At 66.5% G+C, this 16,404-nt stretch carries 16 protein-coding genes; 8 read left to right on the top strand and 8 right to left on the bottom strand.

What is annotated here, in order from left to right:
- Positions 1-8 precede the first annotated feature (8 nt).
- The 6 genes from WH5701_RS06805 to WH5701_RS06780 all read right to left on the bottom strand — a co-directional run bounded on the left by WH5701_RS06805 (position 9) and on the right by WH5701_RS06780 (position 6,678).
- Positions 9-1,187, bottom strand: coding sequence for a DUF4336 domain-containing protein (locus WH5701_RS06805; RefSeq protein ID WP_006171388.1), 1,179 nt, complete (start codon positions 1,185-1,187; stop codon positions 9-11).
- Positions 1,184-2,026 (bottom strand): metal ABC transporter permease, encoded by an 843-nt coding sequence (locus WH5701_RS06800; protein WP_006171387.1) that lies wholly within the window; start codon positions 2,024-2,026, stop codon positions 1,184-1,186. Before WH5701_RS06800 ends, WH5701_RS06805 begins: the two co-directional genes overlap by 4 nt.
- Positions 2,023-2,781 carry a metal ABC transporter ATP-binding protein gene (locus tag WH5701_RS06795; protein WP_006171386.1) on the bottom strand — a complete coding sequence of 253 codons (759 nt, stop codon included), beginning with the start codon at positions 2,779-2,781 and terminating at the stop codon, positions 2,023-2,025. The genes WH5701_RS06800 and WH5701_RS06795 overlap by 4 nt, the downstream gene beginning before the upstream one ends.
- Before the next feature lie 4 nt (positions 2,782-2,785).
- The gene (locus WH5701_RS06790; RefSeq protein WP_006171385.1) at positions 2,786-3,721 is read right to left on the bottom strand and encodes a metal ABC transporter substrate-binding protein; all 936 of its coding nucleotides are present in this window, start codon (positions 3,719-3,721) and stop codon (positions 2,786-2,788) included.
- Positions 3,722-3,980: 259 nt separating this feature from the next.
- Positions 3,981-5,057 carry a photosystem II q(b) protein gene (gene psbA, locus WH5701_RS06785; RefSeq protein WP_006171384.1) on the bottom strand — a complete coding sequence of 359 codons (1,077 nt, stop codon included), beginning with the start codon at positions 5,055-5,057 and terminating at the stop codon, positions 3,981-3,983.
- A 211-nt stretch (positions 5,058-5,268) separates the two neighbouring features.
- On the bottom strand, positions 5,269-6,678 hold the full coding sequence (locus WH5701_RS06780) for a YcjF family protein (protein WP_232201800.1): 1,410 nt from the start codon (positions 6,676-6,678) through the stop codon (positions 5,269-5,271).
- A 104-nt stretch (positions 6,679-6,782) separates the two neighbouring features.
- Between WH5701_RS06780 and WH5701_RS06775 the strand changes: the two genes are divergently transcribed.
- The 4 genes from WH5701_RS06775 (at position 6,783) to WH5701_RS06760 (ending at position 9,855) form a co-directional block, all read left to right on the top strand.
- Positions 6,783-7,280: a hypothetical protein gene (locus WH5701_RS06775; RefSeq protein WP_006171382.1), complete on the top strand. Its 498-nt coding sequence runs from the start codon at positions 6,783-6,785 to the stop codon at positions 7,278-7,280.
- 44 nt (positions 7,281-7,324) lie between these two features.
- Positions 7,325-7,903 (top strand): hypothetical protein, encoded by a 579-nt coding sequence (locus tag WH5701_RS06770; protein WP_006171381.1) that lies wholly within the window; start codon positions 7,325-7,327, stop codon positions 7,901-7,903.
- On the top strand, positions 7,900-8,916 hold the full coding sequence (gene trpS, locus WH5701_RS06765; RefSeq protein ID WP_037979731.1) for a tryptophan--tRNA ligase: 1,017 nt from the start codon (positions 7,900-7,902) through the stop codon (positions 8,914-8,916). Before WH5701_RS06770 ends, trpS begins: the two co-directional genes overlap by 4 nt.
- Before the next feature lie 246 nt (positions 8,917-9,162).
- Positions 9,163-9,855, top strand: a complete 693-nt coding sequence (locus WH5701_RS06760) for a glycoside hydrolase family 104 protein (RefSeq protein ID WP_006171379.1) — start codon at positions 9,163-9,165, stop codon at positions 9,853-9,855.
- Here WH5701_RS06760 and WH5701_RS06755 read toward each other — a convergent pair whose 3' ends face one another.
- Positions 9,856-10,341, bottom strand: coding sequence for a TM2 domain-containing protein (locus WH5701_RS06755; RefSeq protein WP_006171377.1), 486 nt, complete (start codon positions 10,339-10,341; stop codon positions 9,856-9,858).
- On the bottom strand, positions 10,338-10,712 hold the full coding sequence (locus WH5701_RS06750) for a DUF2605 family protein (RefSeq protein WP_006171375.1): 375 nt from the start codon (positions 10,710-10,712) through the stop codon (positions 10,338-10,340). The genes WH5701_RS06755 and WH5701_RS06750 overlap by 4 nt, the downstream gene beginning before the upstream one ends.
- A 163-nt stretch (positions 10,713-10,875) precedes the next feature.
- On the opposite strand from WH5701_RS06750, the gene thrS reads away from it, so the two are divergent.
- The 4 genes from thrS (at position 10,876) to WH5701_RS06730 (ending at position 16,365) form a co-directional block, all read left to right on the top strand.
- Positions 10,876-12,660, top strand: coding sequence for a threonine--tRNA ligase (thrS, locus tag WH5701_RS06745; protein WP_037980593.1), 1,785 nt, complete (start codon positions 10,876-10,878; stop codon positions 12,658-12,660).
- Complete coding sequence (locus WH5701_RS06740) at positions 12,657-13,688, top strand: glucokinase (protein ID WP_006171372.1); 1,032 nt, start codon at positions 12,657-12,659, stop codon at positions 13,686-13,688. Before thrS ends, WH5701_RS06740 begins: the two co-directional genes overlap by 4 nt.
- 60 nt (positions 13,689-13,748) lie before the next feature.
- Positions 13,749-14,699: a homoserine kinase gene (gene thrB / locus WH5701_RS06735; RefSeq protein ID WP_006171370.1), complete on the top strand. Its 951-nt coding sequence runs from the start codon at positions 13,749-13,751 to the stop codon at positions 14,697-14,699.
- A gap of 91 nt (positions 14,700-14,790) precedes the next feature.
- Positions 14,791-16,365, top strand: a complete 1,575-nt coding sequence (locus WH5701_RS06730) for an NAD(P)H-quinone oxidoreductase subunit 4 (RefSeq protein WP_006171368.1) — start codon at positions 14,791-14,793, stop codon at positions 16,363-16,365.
- Positions 16,366-16,404: the final 39 nt, after the last annotated feature.

The raw sequence follows: 16,404 nt of genomic DNA, 5'->3' as shown, positions 1-16,404 counted from the left end.
CGTCTGAATCAGGACCCTGGTTTGCTGGGCACGACGCCCCAGCGCAGCAGGGTTTGATCGATCTCCGCCAGGTAGGCCCAGGAGCCATCGGACACGGCCCAGGGCCGTTCTCTGATCTCCTTCGCCAGGGCCGACAGATCATCGCCTGAGCAGGCCACCGGGGCGTCGTAGTGGGCGGGCACAAGCCAGCGCAGCTGTTGCAGATCGCCGAGGTTCTTCAGCCAGCTCAGCAGGGCATCGCGGCAGCGGGGGAACACCAGCCGCTCCAGCACCGGTGCCACCTGCAGGCGTGCTTCGCCACGGGGGCTCAGCAGGGCCTTGAATTCCGCCTGCCAGCCTGGCGACCAGCGAAAGGGGTACAGACCGAAATAGGACCTGGGCTGCCTCAGGCCCGGTTGCAGTGCCTGGCTGAGCACCTCCATCAGGCCTGGAACCTCAACCGACTTGGGGCGCAGGTAGGAGGCAAACAGCACCATCCGCCACCAGCCGCGCCGCCGTTGCTCAGGGGTGTCGATCAGGGGCTCATCGCCCCGGTCGCGGCCATGAAAGAGCAGGGGCGTGGGATCGGCCTCGAACAGCTGGGGGGGCGCCGGCGGAATCGCCACCAGGGCATCGGTGACCAGCAGGGCTCCACTGGCCCGGTGCAGGCAGGCCACCTCCAGGAAGGTGCCGGTCCCCAGGTCGAGGGGGCCGAGCGGATGCCAGCTGAGCTCGTCCCCATGGGGCACCCCATCCTCAAGGAGCACCCGGGTGCGGCAGCGGGGAAATCCCAGCCAGGAGAGCGGCAGCTTCAGCGGAAAGCTCCATTGCTGCGGGCTCACCCAGACCTCGGCCTCGGGGAAGGCCCGGGCCATGGCCGGTACCGGTAACTTGTGCTCCAGGCCGGAGCTGGTGGGCAGCACGATCGTGCGCACCGGTCCGTAGCAACGCTCCAGGGCGCGCAGCTCCTCCAGCAGCTCCTCGGTGGGGGGTACCGGCGCATACAGCAGCAGCCCCTCGCGCAGGCGCAGCACCGTCATCCGGATCGGGACCGCCACATAGAAGATCCCCTGCAGCTGCTCGAAGCTCCAGACCTGAGCGGAGATGAGTGTGCGCACCAACGTGCGGCGGCGGCCGTAGGGATAGAGGGGCAGCAGGGGCCACCAGGACCAGCGCTGACTGGGCCGTCGCTGCTCCACCGGCGTCAACGGCGCTGCTGGGCCAGCAGCCCGTGGCGAGGCGCGAACAGGAAACTGAGCAGAAACAGTCCCGTCTGCACCAGCACGATGCAGCCCGCCGTGGAGGCATCCATCCAGTAGCTCCAGTAGATGCCCAGCACGCTGGAGAGCACGGCCGAGAGAATGGCGATCCAGACCATGCGATCGAAGCGATCTGTGAGCAGGTAGGCCGTGGCGCCCGGCGTCACCAGCATGGCCACCACCAGGATGATGCCCACGGTCTGCAGGCCGGCCACGGCCGCCAGGGAGAGCATCGAGAGCAGCAAATAGTGCAGAACGCCGGTGTTGATGCCGATGGAGCGGGCGTGGGTGGGATCGAAGCAGAACAGGATCAGATCCCGGCGGAACACCATCAGCACGGTGAGAACCAGCAGGCTGATCACCACCGTCTGGAGGATGTCCGAGGAGCTGATCCCCAGCACGTTGCCAAAAAGAATGTGAGAGAGGTCTATGGTGCTGCGCACCTTGGAGATCAGGGTGAGGCCGAGGGCGAAAAATCCTGTGAACACGAGGCCTATCACCGTGTCCTCCTTGATCCGGGTCATCTGCTTGATGTATCCGATCACCGCGACTGACCCCACCCCGAAGACGAAGGCCCCGACCGCAAAGGGCAGATTCAGGGCATAGGCGATCACCACTCCTGGCATCACCGCGTGGGACACCGCATCCCCCATCAACGCCCAGCCCTTGAGGGTCATGAAACAGGAGAGCAGGCCGCAAACACAGGAGACCAGGATGCTGACCAGCAGGGCACGCACCATGAAGTCCTGCTTGAGGGGTTCCATCAGCCAGGTGAGCACCGACGTCATGGGGTGTCCAGGCGCAGGCCACCGAAGGTGAGGGCGAGATTCTCGCTGGTGAACACCGAGGCGGTGTCGCCGTAGGCGAGCACGGTCTTGTTGATCAGGACCACCTGGTCACAGAAGGTCGTCACGTGGGAGAGGTCGTGAGTCGAGATCATCAGCGTCCGCCCCTCGCGGCGGAACTGCTGGAAGAGCTCGATCATCAGCTTTTCGGTGCGGATGTCCACGCCAGTGAAGGGCTCGTCGAGCAGCATCACCGAAGCCCCCTGGGCCAGGGCGCGGGCCACGAAGGCACGCTTGCGCTGACCTCCTGAGAGGGCCCCGATCTGGCGGTCGCGCAGAGGCCATAGCTCAACCCGCTCAAGCGCCTCCCGCACAGCATTGCGGTCAGCTGGGCGGGGGATGCGCAGGACGTTCATGGCGCCGTAACGGCCCATCATCACCACCTCAAAGACGTTGATAGGAAAGTTCCAGTCGACGCTTTCTGTCTGGGGGACATAGGCCACGGCCTGGGAACGGCGGGCCTGGCGCAGGGGCTGGCCGTTGATGCGGATTGTTCCGGCGGAGGGGCGCACGAAACCCATCAGTGCCTTGAACAAGGTCGATTTTCCAGCCCCGTTCATTCCCACCAGGGCACAAATGGTGCCCGCATCGAGGTGGAGACTGGCATCGTGCACGGCCACCACGCCGTGGTAGTCGACGCAGAGGTTGCGTACGGAGATGCGCTCGAGACCGGGGCCGGAAGGAAGGGATGCATGCATCAGATCAGCTCCCTGCCAGACCTGAGCGCAGAGTCCTCACGTTAAGCCGCTGCAGCTCAAGCAAGTTGGGGGCAGGACCGCCCGGCAGGGAGAGGGAATCCACATAGAACACCCCCCCGAAGCGGGCCCCAGCTTCCTTCGCCACCTGCATCTGGGATTCGGCGCTGACCGTGCTCTCACAGAACACCGCCGGCACCTTGCGGTCCTTGACCAGGGCAATGAGTTTGGACATGCGCTGGGGGGTGACCTGGGACTCGGCGTTCACTGGCCAGAGGTAGGCCTCGGTGAGCCCGTAATCCTTGGCCAGATAGGAGAAGGCCCCTTCACAGGTGGCCAGGACCCGCTGGCGGGGAGGAATCATCGCCAGGGACGCCTGCAGGTCGTTGTGAAGTTCATCCAGCTGGGCGTCGTAGCGCTGGGCGTTGCGGCGGAAGGTGTCCGCGCCGGCGGGATCGAGCTTGGTGAGAGCCCGGCGGATGTTCTCCACGTAGATCTTGGCCAGCCGCGGGGACATCCAGGCATGGGGGTTGGGCTTGCCCTCGTAGGCGTCGCTGGCGATGGGCAGGGGTGTAATCCCCTCGGTGAGGGTCACATGGGGCACGTCGGGGAGGGTTGCGTAGAAGCGCTGGGCCCAGCGCTCCAGCCCGAAGCCGTTCTCCAGCACCATCTGGGCTCCGGAGGCACGTTTGAGATCGCTGGGAGTCGGCTCGTAGCCGTGGATCTCGGCGCCGAGCTTGGTGATCGACTCCACCCGCACCCGATCACCGGCCACCTCGCGGGCCATGTCAGCCAGAATCGTGAAGGTGGTGAGCACCAGGGGCCGGGAATCCGTCGCTCCGGCTGGCGGTGCGGCCGAACCGTTCTTGTCCTGTTCAGAGCTGCATCCACCGACCAGGAGTCCGAGCAGGGGTCCGATCAGGAGAGTGGCCACCAGCAGCATCTGTCGGGGCAGGGATCGACCGAATTTCAGCTGACCCTGGCCAGTCCGACGCAAGAGGCGCATTCAAGGTGTTGAAGTTGCCAGAAAGCTTGTCATGAACATTCGTCGCTTCAAGCCTTCGCGGGAGAGGCGGAGTATTTGTGCCTAGAGGGGGACATCCAGAAGCTGACCCCATCAAAAAGCCCCCTCCCAGGAGGGGGCTGGCTGGTCTCCTTGGGACCTGCGGAAGGTCTGCAAAAAGACCTGAACGAAGGCCTGATCAGCCGATCGCAGGGGCCGTGAAGGCCACGGGCACGATCTCGCTGGTGGCCAGATCGAGCGGGAAGTTGTGGGCATTGCGCTCGTGCATCACCTCGAAACCGAGGTTGGCACGGTTGAGGATGTCGGCCCAGGTGTTCAACACACGGCCCTGGGAATCCAGGATCGACTGGTTGAAGTTGAAACCGTTCAGGTTGAAGGCCATCGTGCTCACGCCAAGGGCGGTGAACCAGATGCCGACCACGGGCCAGGCAGCCAGGAAGAAGTGCAGGCTGCGGCTGTTGTTGAACGAGGCGTATTGGAAAATCAGGCGACCGAAGTAACCGTGGGCAGCCACGATGTTGTAGGTCTCCTCTTCCTGGCCGAACTTGTAACCGTAGTTCTGGCTCTCGCTCTCGGTGGTCTCACGCACCAGCGAAGAGGTCACCAGCGAACCGTGCATGGCGGAGAACAGCGAGCCACCGAACACACCCGCCACACCCAGCATGTGGAAGGGGTGCATCAGGATGTTGTGCTCGGCCTGGAACACCAACATGAAGTTGAAGGTGCCGGAGATGCCGAGGGGCATGCCGTCGGAGAAGGAACCCTGACCGAAGGGGTAGATCAGGAACACGGCAAAGGCGGCCGAGAGGGGTGCCGAATAGGCCACGCAGATCCAGGGGCGCATGCCGAGGCGGTAGGAGAGTTCCCACTGGCGGCCCATGTAGCAGGCGATGCCGATCAGGAAGTGGAAGACCACAAGCTGATAAGGACCGCCGTTGTACAGCCACTCGTCGAGGCTGGCGGCTTCCCAGATCGGGTAGAAGTGCAGGCCGATGGCGTTGCTGGAAGGAACAACGGCGCCGGAGATGATGTTGTTGCCGTACAGGAATGATCCTGCGACCGGCTCCCGGATGCCGTCGATGTCGACGGGGGGAGCGGCGATGAAGGCAATGATGAAGCAGATGGTGGCTGACAGGAGGCAGGGAATCATCAGCACACCGAACCAACCGACATAAATGCGGTTGTCGGTGGAGGTGACCCACTGACAGAAGTTTTCCCAGTTGCCAGCGCGTCCGCTGCGAACGGCCGTGGTCATTGGAGGAATGAGGACGGGATGGACTCGCCCCAGGATTCAGATCCGGATCAGGCTCAAGAAGCCGACCCTGGACCTGGACATAGTGGGCGCCAATCGACGCTAGGCAAAGCCTTCGTTCTGACCAGTGAAAGCCTTGAATCGTTTTTTGTCTAAGGAGAACTTCATGAACAGCTTCATCAAGGCTTCATGAAGAAGTGACGGGCTGCGGGCTTCAGCCTGCGCTCCCCAGCCCCGGACTCACCTGGCTGTGCCACCAGGCCTGTCCCTGGCTGAGGAACCCCTTCCAATCGAGTCGCTCCACCTCGGCGGCCCTGGCCACCAGCAGGGGGGCCTGTTGGCGGAGGGTCTGCAGATCCAGTTCGGGCACCCCGCTGGAGAGAGCGAGCACGTCGGCCATGGCATGGGCCACCACCCGGGTGAGATAGGCGGCGCTCAGGGCCTGCAGTGCCCCCCCCACCAGCCAGGTGGTTCCCTCCAGGCGCATCGCCGCGAGCAGGGCCTGGCTGGTCCACTCGGTCACGCCCAGGGCCAGCGCCGCCTTGGCCAGCTCAGTGGCGGCTTCGCGCAGCTGGGCCAGCTGCCAGGGGCAATCCCAGAGCTCGGCCATCTCCTTGAGCATCAGGCCATTGGCCACCGCCAGCACCAGCACATCGACGCTGGGCATGGGGGCCGCGAACACCCCGGCGGCCACCAGCCACTGGGTGCGACGCACCAACCCATCGAGACGCTCCCGCCTCAGGCCTTCCAGCTTGATTTGCCACTCCGCGTGCAGGGTCTCGAGGCAGCGCAGCTCGGTCTGCAGCAGCAGGCCCCGGCCGCGGGCCCGAAGCATCCGGCTGCAGGGCTCAAGGGCAGCGCTGAGCTGCTCCTCCTCGCCGCTCCAGAGGATCACCTGATCGGCCAAAGACCCTGGCAGCTGGGCGCGCAACTCCTGCTCGAGCTCCGGCCGCGGGGCTGGAACGCAGCTCGATACCAGCAAGAACACGGCCTGACCCCTGGGCAGGGATTCGAGCCAGCGCAGATCTGCGGCCCTCAGGGGGGTCTCCAGGTGAACAAGCAGCAGGTCGCACCGTTGGAACAGCAGCGGCCAACGCCAGTCGGGGCTGTGGCTCGGCAGAGGATGGCCCCAGTGCAGGCAGAGGGGCAGGGGGGCCTTGAGTGCCCGGATCAGCTCCGGCTGCAGGCTCACTGGCGGCAGGCTGACCCCGGCCAGCCCCACGTGCAACTGCTGTCGCGACTGACGGTCGCGAAGCTGCTGAAGGTGCTGGCGCCGGCCCTCCTGCTGGGCGCTTACGGCGGGGTCGTTCTCAGTGGGCTGGAGCCGCTCGAACTGATTCAGCAGCCCGTCGCAGCGCTCGATCCAGCCGCTCCAGCTGGAGGGAAGCCTGGGTTGGATCTTGGCCTTGCCGCGGCTGAGCCACCACAGGCCCCCAGCCGCCGCGGCAACCACCACAGCACCGGAGAAGCTGCCATGCAGGCTGTCGCCCAGGAGCAGGCCGCCGGCCAGCACCAGGGCCGCTGGCATCCAGGGCATCCCCGGCCGCCAGCTCCTCGGCTTGACCCCGGCGTCGCTTGCGGAGGCGTGAGCGGCGGTGACCGGGGAGGCGGCGGGGGTGGTCAAGAGCGGTACGGCGCTGCCGAAGCAGTGCCTCTCTAGCTCACCCGACCACTCCTGCCCAGGCGGCCTGGATCACCCCCAGACTGGTCAGGTCGAGAGGCCTTGCCATGGTGAAGACGGCCGAAGCCTCCAGTCTGAAGCTCACCCCCCGTCTGGAGCTGGAGCTGGCCCGGCGGCTGCACCAGCATCAACAGGAGCGGTACTGGCACGGGGAGCTGCCGGTGCTGCTGCTGGAGCGCTGCTGGTTGAAGCTGCAGGCGATACCGGTGGAGCGCCTCGCGGCGGAGTTGCCGCCTGACTGCACGGCTGCGGCCCCTGAGCTGGAGGCCTTCCGCCACTGCTGCCGTGAAGGACTGAGCCAAGAGGCGGCAGAAGCCCACTGCTGGCGTGAGTTCGGTGAGGAGGCCTGCCGGCTGGCTCTGAAACGGCACTGGCAGGCCCAGGAGCGGGGCCATGGCGGCTGGACCCTGGAGATCTACCTCGCCTTTCTCGCCCGCTATCAGCAGTCCTTTGCCGCTTCAGGTCCTCGGCCATTGCCTTTGTTGATTCTCGCCCGCGCCGGTACGGCTGAACCCCACCGGCTGCTCTGGTTGGCAGCTCCTTGAACCGTTGATGCGGCACACTTGCCCCCTGATTGAAGGCTCCGGCGATGGCCGACGAGAACACAGCAGCAGTGCCCCAGTCTGAGCAGGACCAGCCCGCCCGCGCCCGGCGCATCGAGTCGGGGCGGGGCAGTAGTGGCGGGGGCGGCGGACGTGAGCGCGAAGCCGGAGGCTTTCGCATCCGCCTGAGCGAGAACGAACAACGGGCCGCCCAGGCCGTTCAGGACGCCTTCCAGCTCCGTTCCACCGTGGCGGCCCTGGGTTTCTCGATCCGCACCGTGGCCCAGCTTCTGGAGCAGGGGCAACTGGACGCCCTGCTGGCGGAGCACCGCGCCCAGGGCGGCGCACCCCGCAACGAGGGCACCCCCCGTGACGGGCAGCGGGCCCGGCGAGCCCCTGCTGAGGGCCGTGGGGAGCGTCGCTCCAGCCGTCCGGATCCCTTCGCACGGCCCAGCCGCCCCCAGGCCCCAGCCCCCGAGCCGGAGGCTGCCGAGGCTCCAGATCAGGCCCTTGAGGTGGTGATCTCCGAGCCGGAGGAGGTCACAAGCGGGCCTGAGGTCGTCAGCCAGGACAGCCCGGATCCGGTAGCCGCCCCTTCCGCAGACACGGCTGAGACGCAGCCGTGAGCGGCAGGCCCAGGGTCCTCTCCGGTGTTCAACCCACCGGCTCTTTGCACCTGGGCAACTGGCTCGGGGCCATTCGCAACTGGGTCAGCCTTCAAGACGATCACGACACGTTCTTCTGTGTGGTCGATCTGCATGCCATCACGGTTCCCCATGATCCGGCGCTGCTGGCTGAGAACACCCTCCGCACCGCCGCGCTTTACCTGGCCAGCGGCATTGATCCTGAGCGTTCCAGCGTCTTTGTTCAGAGCCAGGTCACGGCCCACAGCGAGCTCACCTGGCTTCTGAACTGCGTCACGCCGCTGAACTGGCTGGAGCGGATGATCCAGTTCAAGGAAAAGGCCCGCAAGCAGGGCGAGAACGTCTCAGTGGGTCTGCTGGATTACCCCGTGCTGATGGCGGCAGACATCCTCCTTTATGACGCCGATCTGGTGCCAGTGGGCGAAGACCAGAAGCAGCATCTGGAGCTGGCTCGCGACATCGCCCAGCAGCGGATCAACGCTCGCTTTGCGCCGGAAGACGAGCCGCTGCTGAAAGTGCCCGAGCCGCTGATCCTCACCGAGGGCGCCCGGGTGATGAGCCTGGTCGATGGCCGCAGCAAGATGAGCAAGAGCGACCCCAACGAAGGCTCCCGCGTCAACCTGCTCGATCCCCCCGAGCTGATCACCCGCAAGATCAAGCGGGCCAAGACCGATCCGGTGATGGGGCTGGAGTTCGGCAACCCCGAGCGACCCGAGGCCGACAATCTTTTGGGGCTCTATGCCCTGCTCAGTGGGGTGGGCCGGGAGGCTGCTGCCCGTGAGTGCGCCTCGATGGGCTGGGGTCAGTTCAAGCCGCTGTTGGCGGAGGCGGCCGTGGAAGCTCTTCGCCCCCTGCAGGAGCGCTATGAGGCCATCCGGGCCGAGGCGGGCTACCTCGATCAGGTGCTGCGCCGTGGCCGCGAGCGGGCCAGCGTCGTGGCCGAGGCCTCCCTGGAGAGGGTACGTGCGGCCATGGGATTTCTGCCGGCACGCTGATCGCTGGCTGCAGATTGATCAGCGGACCTGATCAGCCAGCCCTGGTGAGAAGGCTTGCCGATCCAGCGATCTGTGATAGTTCCAGCGCTTGGAGCCCCTGTGCTGGTGGCCGATCCGGGCCCGGTGGAGGTTGCGGGCTGCCCGGAACGCACGGCAGGGCACCTTCTGTCCAGCCCATCAGGCGGTCGACGCCGGAAGGATGTGACAACCAGCACAGTTTCACGATCTTTAAGAATTTGATTCGGCATGGTTGCCAAGGGAGCATCCCGTGGGCCCATCGAGGCTGTCGGCACCACCGTCCTGCTGCTGGCCCTGCCGGCACTGATCTCCAGCCGCTATGGCGCTGCGCTGGCTGCGGTTCCACTTCCACCCGCGCCTCCCGTTCCGCCTTCGCCAGCGCTGGCGGCGCCTGCCATTGCCGTGGCCCGGCCCACCCCTAGTGCTGTCCGCTATCCCCTCACGCGCCAACGGCGGGCCCTGCTGGCCACGATCCGCTTTGCCGAGGGCACCTGGGCCGAGGGTTCCCCCGACGGCTACCGCACCCTTTACGGCGGAGCGCTGGTCTCCTCCCTGGAGCGTCATCCAGACATCGTGGTGGTCAAGCGCTATGCCAGTGCCGCCGCCGGGGCGTACCAGATGCTGCCAGCCACCTGGAAGGCGGCCAGCCGCCGCCTGGGTCTGAGCGGTTTCGGGCCTGCCAACCAGGATCAGGCCGCCCTCTACCTGGCCGATCAGCGTGGTGCCCTCGCGTCGGTCGACCGGGGCCAGCTCTCCGATGAGGCCATGGCCCGCCTGGCTGGGGAGTGGGCGTCCTTCCCGCTGCACCATGGCGGCAGCGCCTACGGCCAGCCGGTCAAGAGAGCCGGGGAGCTGCGCCGCTTCTTCGACGCGCAGCTCCGCGGTCAGGTCCAGCCAACGGCCGCGAGCCGGCTGGGCTGATCAGGGCTCCCTGTAGACCACCCGGCCCCGCTCATCGTTGCCCACGTCCAGCAGATCGTCGTGCATCAGGCGCTGGATTTCCTCGCGCACCCGCTCCCGCGGGATGTCCCGGGGAAGCTGGCACTCCAGCAGGGCGTCGTTGTAAGTGAAGCCGGCGGCGCCGGCGCGCCGGGCCAGGGCCAGCAACTGACGGTCCAGGGGCGGCAGGGCGTCCGTAGGGTCGCCGGCCTCGAGAGCCTCCAGCGCTTCCTGGAGCAGAAGCGGCTGGTTGGCCTGATCCACCAGCTCCGGAATCAGGAACAGATCCACCAGCTGGCCGATGAAACAGAGGCCGAAGGTGAGCAGCCAGAGGGTGCCGCTCAGCGGCTTGCGGGCATAGAAGCGCTGCAGTCCGCAGACCCCGAAGAGTCCCAGGGCCCAGAGCAGATAGCCGGGCGCCACCTGGCGCCGCTGCTGCCGGATTCCAGGGGCTGCCGGACGTTTCAAGGCTTGGGCGCCGGGGGCAGTTCCGGCAGCACCACCCCGGCCTGGCGCAGCTCCGCCGAAAGGTTCCAGACGCTCAGCACCAGGCGGTGCCAGGGGGCCATGGCCTGCATGTCGAGGGCCATGCTCACCGGGGCGGCTGAGCGCAGGGTTCTGGCGGCAATCAGTTCCTTGCGGGCGGTATCCAGGCGCTCGGATAGGGCCTCCTGATCTTCGGTGGCCAGCACGCTTTCCGGGCAGTGCTGGAGCAGCAGCAGCCCCCGATCGAACCAGAAGTCGAAATCCAGCAGCAGCGAACCCAGGAGCTGATCGAGCAGCTCGCCCGCAGCCCCCGGCCTGGGGGTCGAATCCGGTGTGGAGGGAAGATCACTCACGAGGCAACCTTAGGAATCCATCGGCCGGCAGGGCCGAATCCGATGCGTAGGATCGACCCTGGCCTCGCCTGATTCCGTGTCCCCATCCCCGTCGACGCTCCCGGCCTCTGGTCCTGGCCCGAGCCCGGAGCCGGCGGTGACCCAGGGCGGCGAGGCCACCCGGATGCGCCTGCCCCGCACCAGCGAGAGTCCGGAGTTGCTGCGGATCCGCCATTCCATGAGCCATGTGCTGGCCATGGCGGTCCAGAAGCTCTTCCCCAGCTCCCAGGTCACGATCGGTCCCTGGACCGAGAATGGCTTCTACTACGACTTCGACAATCCCGAACCCTTCACCGAGGCCGATCTCAAGGCCATCAAGAAGGAGATGGGCAAGATCATCGCCCGCAAGTTGCCGCTGCAGCGCCTCGAGGTGAGCCGCGAGCAGGCCGAGGCGCGCATCAAGGCCCAGAACGAGCCCTACAAACTCGAGATCCTGGCGGGGATCCAGGAGCCCATCACCCTCTACACCCTTGGCGACGAGTGGTGGGACCTCTGCGCCGGGCCCCACGTGGCCAACACCAGCGAACTCAATCCCAAGGCCTTCGAGCTCGAGAGCGTGGCCGGTGCCTACTGGCGCGGGGATGAGACCAGGGCCCAGTTGCAGCGCATCTACGGCACTGCCTGGCAGACCCCGGAGCAGCTGGCCGAGTACAAACACCGCAAGCAGGAGGCCCTGCGCCGCGATCACCGCCGCCTCGGCACCGACCTGCAGCTCTTCTCGATCGAGGATGAAGCCGGCGCCGGTCTGGTGTTCTGGCACCCCCGCGGTGCCCGCATGCGCCTGCTGATTGAGGATTTCTGGCGGCAGGCCCACTTCGCGGCGGGCTACGACCTGCTCTACACCCCCCACGTGGCGGACCTGAGCCTCTGGAAAACCTCAGGCCACCTCGACTTCTACAGCGAGAGCATGTTCGGGCCCATGCAGGTGGATGAGCGCCAGTATCAGCTCAAGCCGATGAACTGCCCGTTCCACGTGCTCACCTATGCCAGCACCCTGCGCTCCTACCGCGAGCTGCCGATCCGCTGGGCCGAGCTGGGCACGGTCTATCGCTACGAGCGTCCCGGCGTGATGCATGGGCTGATGCGCGTGCGCGGCTTCACCCAGGACGACGCCCACATCTTCTGCCTGCCGGAGCAGATCGGTGATGAGATCCTCGGGGTTCTGAACCTCACCGAAACGATTCTCTCCAGCTTCGACTTTCACACCTATGAGGTGAATCTCTCCACCCGTCCGGAGAAGTCGATTGGCGATGATGCTGTCTGGGATCTGGCCACCACCGGCCTGATCGAGGCTCTTGATCGTAAGGGCTGGCCCTACAAAATCGATGAGGGTGGTGGAGCCTTCTATGGCCCCAAAATCGATATCAAGATCGAGGATGCCATCGGCAGGATGTGGCAATGCTCCACGATTCAGCTTGATTTCAACCTGCCCGAGCGTTTCGATCTGCACTACGTGGCCGCCGATGGCAGCCGCCAGCGGCCGATCATGATTCACCGGGCCATCTTCGGCTCGCTGGAGAGGTTCTTCGGGATCATGGTCGAGAACTACGCCGGCGATTTTCCCTTCTGGCTGGCCCCCGAGCAGGTGCGTCTGCTGCCCGTCACCGATGAGGTCATTCCCTATGCCGAGGAGGTGCTGGGCCAGCTCCGCTCAGCGGGCGTGCGTGCCGCCATCGATCGCAGCGGGGATCGCCTCGGCAAACTGATTCGCCACGGGGAGCAGCAGAAGATTCCGGTCCTGGCGGTGATCGGCGCCAAGGAGGCCGAGCAGGGCAGTGTCAGCCTCCGCTCCCGCCGCGACGGTGACCTCGGCAGCGTGGAGGCCGCTGCCCTCGTGGCAGCCGCCAGGTCTGCCAGCGAGACCCGAGCCGCAGGGCTGGGCCTGGAGCCGGCGACGACCTACGGATGACCATTCTGCTGGCCGGCGACATCGGTGGCACCAAGACCCTGCTGGCCACCTACCGGCTCGAGGCGGACGGGTTGGTGCAGCTTCGCTGTGAGCGCTTCGCTTCAGCCGCCTGGGACGACTTCTCCGCCCTGGTACGCCAGTTCCTCGCCGGGGGCAAAGCCGGATCTGAGGCGCCCAGCCATGGCTGTCTGGCGATTGCCGGGCCGGTGCAGGACGGGCGTGTACGGCTGACCAACCTGCCCTGGGAGCTCGACGAGCTGGAGCTGGCTTCCTCCTGCGGGCTCGAGCGCCTGGAGTTGGTCAACGACTTCGCCGTGCTGATCTACGGGTTGCCGCACCTGGGGCAGTCCCAGCAGGCGCTCGTGCGGGAGGGACTGCCTCAGCCTGGCCCCTTGGCGATCCTCGGGGCTGGCACCGGTCTTGGTGTGGCCATCGGGGTGCCGGGCCCCCAGGGCCTGATCGCCCTGGCCAGTGAGGCCGCCCACGGCGAATTCGCGCCGCGCCTGGAGCGGGAGTGGCGGCTGAAGCAGTGGCTGCAGCAGGATCTGTCCCTGGAGCGGGTCTCGATCGAGCGGATCGTCAGCGGCACCGGCCTTGGCCATGTCTTTCGCTGGTTCCTTCACGACGCCGGGGCCGGCGCGCCCCATGGCCTGGCGGAGGCGGCGGAAGCCTGGGCCCTGGCCGAGCTCAGCGGCGCGGCGGAACGCCCCGATCTGCCGGCCCTGGTGGCCGCTGCCGCCGCCGCCGCTGATCCCACGGCCTCAGCCGCCCTCGATCTCTGGCTGGGTGCCTACGGCTCCGTGGCGGGGGATCTGGCCCTGCAGAGCCTTTGCCGCGGTGGGCTCTGGCTGGGGGGTGGCACCGCCGCCAAGCTGCTGCCCCAGTTGCGTTCCCAGGCCTTTCTGGCCCCCTTTGCCGCCAAGGGCCGGCTGACGCCGGTGCTGGAGCAGATCCCCCTGCGGGCCCTGATCGACCCGGAGGCCGGTCTGTTCAGCGCCGCCTGCCGGGCGCGGATGCTGCTGGGCTGAGGCTGCTCGGCCGAGGGCTGAGCGGGCGGATGGGACACTGGCCCCAGCAGAACGGTTGTGATGGTGAGGCCCCGCATCGGGCAGGGTGTGCAGGTGGATGTGCCGGCGACCACCGCCAACCTGGGTCCAGGGTTCGATTGTCTGGGGGCGGCCCTCGAGTTGAACAACCGCTTCGAGCTGCGCTGCATCGAGGGGGATGGTGAACGCTTCGACCTGCTGATCGAGGGCAGCGAGGGGGCACACCTGCGCGGTGGGCCCGACAACCTGGTGTACCGCTCCGCCCAGCGAGTGTGGAAGGAGGCGGGCCAGCAGCCGGTGGCTCTCGAGGCCCGCGTGCGGCTGGCGGTGCCACCGGCCCGGGGGCTGGGCAGCAGTGCCACGGCGATCGTGGCCGGGCTGATCGGCGCCAACGCTCTGGTGGGGGAACCCCTGAGCAAGGAGAAACTGCTGGAGCTGGCCATCGACATCGAGGGCCATCCCGACAACGTCGTTCCTTCGTTACTCGGTGGCCTCTGCATGACCGCCCGAGCGGCCTCCCACCGCTGGCGGGTGGTGCGCTGCGAATGGCAGGAGAGTGTCAAGGCGGTGGTGGTGATCCCGGCCATCCGGCTCTCCACCAGCGAGGCGAGACGGGCGATGCCCAAGGTGATCCCGATTTCCGACGCTGTGGTCAACCTGGGCTCACTCACCCTGCTGCTGCAGGGTCTGCGCACCGGTAACGGCGATCTGATCGCCGACGGCATGCATGACCGGCTGCATGAGCCCTATCGCTGGGGGTTGATCCAGGGGGGACGACAGGTGCGCCAGGCGGCCCTCGACGCCGGTGCCTGGGGCTGTGTGATCAGTGGTGCCGGGCCGAGCCTGCTGGCCCTGGCCAGCGCCGACCATGCCGTGGCCGTGAGCCGGGCGATGGTGTCGGCCTGGGAGCGGGAGGGGGTCGCTTCCCGCGCCGAAGTGCTGCGGGTGCAGCTGAGCGGCAGCCGCTGGCACGACCTCCCCGACCGCCCTTGAGCAGCCGCTCCTGAGTACAACGACCTAACTGATACATTCAGAGCCCGAAAGCCGTTTCATCCGGCTACAACCGATTCTTCTGCAGTCTCGAATGGACGCCACACTGCCCCTCACGGTTGCGTCCAGCCTGCCTGCGTCCTTTCCCTGGCTCAGTCTGATCGCCCTGTTGCCGGCGGCCGGTGCCTTGCTGATGCCGTTGCTCCCGGGCGACGGCACCGATCCCCGTGCCCCCCGCACCATTGCCCTGGTGGTGCTGCTGGCCGACCTGCTTCTGATGATGTGGGTGTTCAGCCAGCGTTTCGACGGTGGACTGAGTGGCCTGCAGCTGGTGGAGCGGCTGCCCTGGGTCCCCCTGCTCGGTCTGGAGTGGTCGCTCGGAGCTGATGGCCTCTCGGCCCCCCTGGTGGTGCTCAGCGGACTGGTCACCCTGCTGGCGGTGGCGGCCAGCTGGAACATCAACCGCAAGACCCAGCTCTATTTCGGCCTGCTGCTACTTCAGGCCTCCGCTCAGTCATTGGTTTTTCTCTCCCAGGACTTTTTGCTCTTCTTCCTGGCCTGGGAACTGGAGCTGGTTCCGGTCTACCTGCTGATCGCCATCTGGGGAGGAACCCAGCGCCAGTACGCCGCCACCAAATTCATTCTCTACACCGCCACCGCCTCACTGCTGATTCTGATCAGCGGTCTGGCCCTGGCCCTCGGCGGTGATGGTTTCACCCTCAACCTGCAGGAACTCAGCCAGCGCTCCTATGGCGGCAGTTTCGGTCTGCTCTGCTATCTGGGATTCCTGGTGGGCTTCGGGGTGAAATTGCCGATGTTCCCCCTGCATACCTGGCTGCCCGATGCCCATGGTGAAGCCAATGCTCCGGTGTCGATGTTGCTGGCGGGGGTGCTGCTGAAGATGGGCGGCTATGCCCTGCTGCGTTTCAACGTGCAGATGCTCCCCGACGCCCATGTGCAGCTGGCACCGGCCCTGGTGGTTCTGGGCATCGTGAATATCATCTACGGGGCCCTGAACGCCTTCGCCCAGGACAACGTCAAGCGGCGGATCGCCTGCAGCTCGGTGAGCCACATGGGCTTTGTCTTGCTGGGAATCGGTGCCATCGACAGCCTCGGCATGAGCGGGGCGATGTTGCAGATGATCAGCCACGGTTTGATCGCCGCCTCGATGTTCTTCGTGACGGGAGTGTTCTACGAGCGCACCAAGACCCTCTCGATCCCAAACATGGGCGGCCTGGCCAAGGTGCTGCCGATCACCTTCGCCTTCTTCCTGGCCAGTTCGCTCGCCTCCCTGGCCCTTCCCGGCATGAGCGGTTTCATCAGCGAGATCACTGTGTTCCTGGGGATCACCGCCAACGATGGCTTCACCGTGCCCTTCCGGGTGGTCACCATCGTGCTGGCCGCCATCGGCCTTGTGCTCACTCCCGTGTACCTGCTCTCTCTCTGCCGCCGCGTCTTCTTCGGCCCCAGGATTCCGGCCCTAGCGGTGGTCGGCGACATGAAACCCAGGGAGCTGGTGATCGGTCTCTGTCTGCTGGTGCCGACCCTGGCGATCGGCTTCTGGCCCCGCCTGGCGATCGACTTCTACGGGGCCACCACCACGGCCCTGGCCGAAGGGCTGAGCAGCCCCAGCGTGCTGGCGATCGGGCGGCTTTCCGCTCTCGGCTGAACCCCCAGGGCGGCGCTGATCCGCTGGAATGGGCCCACT

Source organism: Synechococcus sp. WH 5701, assembly GCF_000153045.1.
In the GTDB taxonomy this organism is placed as follows: Bacteria; Cyanobacteriota; Cyanobacteriia; order PCC-6307; family Cyanobiaceae; genus Regnicoccus_A; species Regnicoccus_A antarcticus.
The sequence above is the reverse complement of the archived record's forward strand: the minus strand, read 5'-3'. Positions and strand labels throughout refer to the sequence as shown.